This is a genomic window from Pseudomonas syringae (genome assembly GCF_021605415.1).
In the GTDB taxonomy this organism is placed as follows: Bacteria; Pseudomonadota; Gammaproteobacteria; order Pseudomonadales; family Pseudomonadaceae; genus Aquipseudomonas; species Aquipseudomonas syringae_S.
Map to the genome: position 1 here is coordinate 1 of NZ_WKEQ01000073.1, position 4,100 is coordinate 4,100.

At 60.3% G+C, this 4,100-nt stretch carries 3 protein-coding genes; 1 reads left to right on the forward strand and 2 read right to left on the reverse strand.

The window, feature by feature from the left end:
• Nucleotides 1–694, reverse strand: a 694-nt coding sequence (locus tag GIW69_RS25935) for a TPM domain-containing protein (RefSeq protein ID WP_236485635.1), incomplete at its 3' end; no start/stop codon positions are given.
• Between the two features lie 134 nt (nt 695–828).
• Entirely contained in the window at nt 829–1,437 is a 609-nt protein-coding gene (locus tag GIW69_RS25940) for a LemA family protein (protein ID WP_236485636.1), read from the reverse strand.
• A 256-nt stretch (nt 1,438–1,693) separates the two neighbouring features.
• On the opposite strand from GIW69_RS25940, the gene bglX reads away from it, so the two are divergent.
• Complete coding sequence (gene bglX, locus GIW69_RS25945) at nt 1,694–3,985, forward strand: beta-glucosidase BglX (protein ID WP_236485637.1); 2,292 nt, start codon at nt 1,694–1,696, stop codon at nt 3,983–3,985.
• Nucleotides 3,986–4,100 lie beyond the last annotated feature (115 nt).

Consider the following 4,100-nt stretch of genomic DNA (forward strand, 5'->3'; position numbering starts at 1 on the left):
CGCCTCCCCCCCCGCCGCCAAAGCCCCCGCCGCCGAAACCACCGCCCCCTCCGGAGCCGCCTCGGCCCGCCGGCAGGATACCGAGCATCTGGCAGATAAACACCGTCAAGATGAACAACATCACCAGCAACGCGAACAAGGCCGGATGCCGCGAGATGAAATCGTCCGCCGGGTCGCCGCTGGATTCATACACCGTCGATGGCTCGTCCAGCGGATTGCCGCCGAGCACCACCAACATCGCCGCAACACCGTCGCTGATGCCCTTGCTGAAATTGCCGGTCTTGAATGCGGGTGTGATGACCTGATGGATGATCACCGAACTCTGCGCATCGGTGAGGCGATCTTCAAGTCCGTAACCCACTTCGATCCGCAGCTTGCGTTCGTCCCGGGCGACGATCAGCAGCGCGCCGTTGTTCTTGTCTTTCTGGCCGATGCCCCACGCGCGGCCGAGCTGGACGCCGTAATCCTCGATGCTGGTGCCTTGCAGATCCGGCAGCGTGACCACCACCAACTGCTCGCCGGTCGCTTGCTCATGAGCCTGCAGTTGTTGGCTCAGTTGCGCACGCACCGACGGCTCGATCATCTGGGCATCGTCCACCACCCGCCCGGTCAGCGCCGGGAACGTCAACTCGGCCCGAGCGCTTACGGCGAACAGCCACAGCATCAGCAGCAGGCCTATTTTCAAAACACGCATTGATCCCCCAATCCCCTGTAGGCGCTGCCGCAGGCTGTGATCGCTGGGAACGCGGAGCGTCCCGGGCTGCATTCCCACGCAGAGCGTGGGAACGATCAGGTCGCCGCCTGCGGCAGCTCCTACACAGGGCGTATTCAGAATTTAACTTGCGGGGCTTTTTCCGCATCCGGAGTGGTGGCCTCGAAGGTTTCGCGGATCGGCAGGTCGCTGTACATCACCGTGTGCCACAGCCGGCCCGGGAAGGTACGGATCTCGGTGTTGTATTTCTGCACCGCCAGAATGAAATCGCGACGGGCGACGGCGATGCGGTTTTCAGTGCCCTCAAGTTGCGATTGCAGGGCCAGGAAGTTCTGGTTGGCTTTCAGATCCGGATAACGCTCGGACACCACCATCAAGCGGCTCAAGGCACCGGTCAATTGATCCTGGGCCTGCTGAAACTGCTTGAGTTTTTCCGGGTTGTCCAACGTGCTGGCATCGACCTGGATTGACGTTGCCTTGGCGCGGGCCTCGATCACTGCAGTCAGCGTCTCCTGTTCATGGGCGGCGTAGCCTTTGACGGTTTCCACCAGATTAGGAATCAGGTCGGCACGACGTTGATATTGATTCTGCACTTGGCCCCACGCCGCTTTGGCCTGCTCGTCGAGCGTCGGGATATTATTGATGCCGCACGCGGTCAACAAGGTTGCCATCAGCAAAAGCGTGGCAATCTGCAAACGCGAGCGAGAGGTTGGACTGACATTCATCGAGGGGATGCTCCTGCACATTTCATGAAAAAACCGACCGCAAAACCTTATCAACCGGCTCTTGGGGCATAATCCGCCGCGCTACTGGATTGCGGCGGGCCGATGGGCTAAAAAGAGGCCCGAGGCGATCAACCACTGACAACCGACCGCGTCAATCGGTCGAAGTTTTTGAATCAATACCCGAACAACAATAGTCGCTCCCTACATTTTGGCTGGTCGGCATTCATTGCCGTTTGTGCCCGAGAGAAAAACATTCATGAAGAAGCTGTGTTTGCTGGGCCTGTTCGTCAGCCTGGCCAGTCACCAAGTACTGGCCGCCACGACCCCGGCGCCGCTGGAAAACAAGGACGCGTTCATCACTGACCTGATGAAGCAAATGACCCTCGATGAAAAGATCGGCCAATTACGCCTGATCAGCATCGGCCCGGAAATGCCCCGCGAGCTGATCCGCAAAGAGATCGCCGCCGGCAACATCGGCGGCACGTTCAACTCGATCACCCGCGCGGAAAACCGTCCGATGCAGGATGCGGCCATGCGCAGCCGCCTGAAGATTCCGATGTTTTTCGCGTACGACGTGATCCACGGTCACCGTACGATTTTCCCGATTCCGCTGGCCCTCGCGTCGAGCTGGGACATGGACGCCATCGGTCGTTCCGGTCGCGTCGCCGCCAAGGAAGCCGCCGCCGACAGCCTCGACATCACCTTCGCGCCGATGGTCGATGTATCCCGCGATCCACGCTGGGGCCGCAGCTCCGAAGGGTTCGGCGAAGACACTTATCTGGTTTCGCGCATCGCCAAAGTGATGGTCAAGGCCTATCAAGGCGCCACACCTAGCGCGGCCGACAGCATCATGGCCAGCGTCAAGCATTTCGCCTTGTACGGCGCGGTCGAAGGTGGCCGCGACTACAACACCGTGGACATGAGCCCGGTGAAGATGTTTCAGGATTATCTGCCACCGTACCGCGCGGCCATCGACGCCGGCGCAGGCGGTGTGATGGTGGCGTTGAACTCGATCAATGGCATCCCGGCCACTGCCAACACCTGGCTGATGAACGACCTGCTGCGCAAAGAATGGGGCTTCAAGGGCTTGGCGGTCAGCGACCACGGCGCGATCTTCGAGCTGATCAAGCACGGCGTTGCCCGCGACGGTCGCGAAGCGGCGAAGCTGGCGATCAAGGCCGGTATCGACATGAGCATGAACGACACCCTCTATGGCAAAGAGCTGCCGGGGCTGCTCAAGTCCGGCGACATCGAACAGAAAGACATCGATAACGCCGTGCGCGAAGTGCTCGCGGCCAAGTACGACATGGGCCTGTTCAAGGATCCGTACCTGCGCATTGGCAAGGCCGAGGACGATCCGGCCGACACCTACGCCGAAAGCCGTCTGCACCGCGCCGACGCCCGTGACGTCGCCCGTCGCAGTCTGGTGTTGCTGAAGAATGAAGGCGAAACCCTGCCGCTGAAGAAAACCGCGAAAGTCGCATTGGTCGGCCCGCTGGCCAAGGCACCGATCGACATGATGGGCAGTTGGGCCGCCGCCGGCAGGCCGGCACAATCAGTGACCCTGTTCGACGGCATGCGAGCCGTCATCGGCGATCAGGCCAACCTGATCTATGCCCGTGGGGCCAATATCACGAGCGACAAAAAAGTCCTCGACTACCTGAACTTCCTCAACTTCGATGCCCCGGAAGTGGTCGATGATCCGCGCCCGGCCAACGTGCTGATCGACGAAGCGGTGAAAGCCGCCAAGGATGCCGACGTCGTCGTCGCCGCTGTCGGCGAGTCCCGTGGCATGTCCCACGAATCGTCGAGCCGCACCGACCTGAATATTCCGGAAAACCAGCGCGAGCTGATTCGCGCCCTGAAAGCCACCGGTAAGCCGTTGGTACTGGTGTTGATGAACGGCCGTCCGTTGACGATTCTCGAAGAGAACAATACGGCCGACGCGATTCTGGAAACCTGGTTCAGCGGCACCGAGGGCGGCAACGCCATCGCCGACGTGCTGTTCGGCGACTACAACCCGTCGGGCAAGCTGCCGATCACTTTCCCACGTTCGGTTGGGCAGATTCCGACGTACTACAACCACCTGAGCATCGGCCGGCCGTTCACGCCTGGCAAACCGGGCAACTACACCTCGCAGTATTTCGATGACACCACCGGGCCGCTGTTTCCGTTCGGTTATGGCCTGAGCTACACCGATTTCAGCCTGAGCGACATGGCCCTGTCGTCGACCACGCTGAACGCCACTGGCACCCTCGATGCCAGCGTCATGCTGAAAAACACTGGCAAGCGCGACGGCGAAACCGTGGTGCAGCTGTACATCCAGGATGTCACCGGCTCGATGATTCGCCCGGTGAAAGAGCTGAAGAACTTCCAGAAAATCATGCTCAAGGCCGGCGAACAGAAAGTCGTGCACTTCACCATCACCGAAGATGACCTGAAGTTCTACAACACCCAGCTCAAGTACGCCGCCGAGCCTGGCAAGTTCAACGTGCAGATCGGCCTGGACTCTCAGGACGTGACGCAACAGAGTTTTGAGCTGCTGTAACTTTTCAGCCAACACAACACCTGTGGGAGCTGGCTTGCCAGCGATGAGGCCAGCACATTCAACATCCCGGTTGACTGTCACGCCGCCATCGCTGGCAAGCCAGCTCCCACAGTGT

Coding starts and splice junctions, on each gene's coding strand:
- GIW69_RS25940 (WP_236485636.1), bottom strand. CDS start 1,437: ATGAATGTCAGTCCAACCTCTCGCTCGCGTTTGCAGATTGCCACGCTT.
- bglX (WP_236485637.1), top strand. CDS start 1,694: ATGAAGAAGCTGTGTTTGCTGGGCCTGTTCGTCAGCCTGGCCAGTCAC.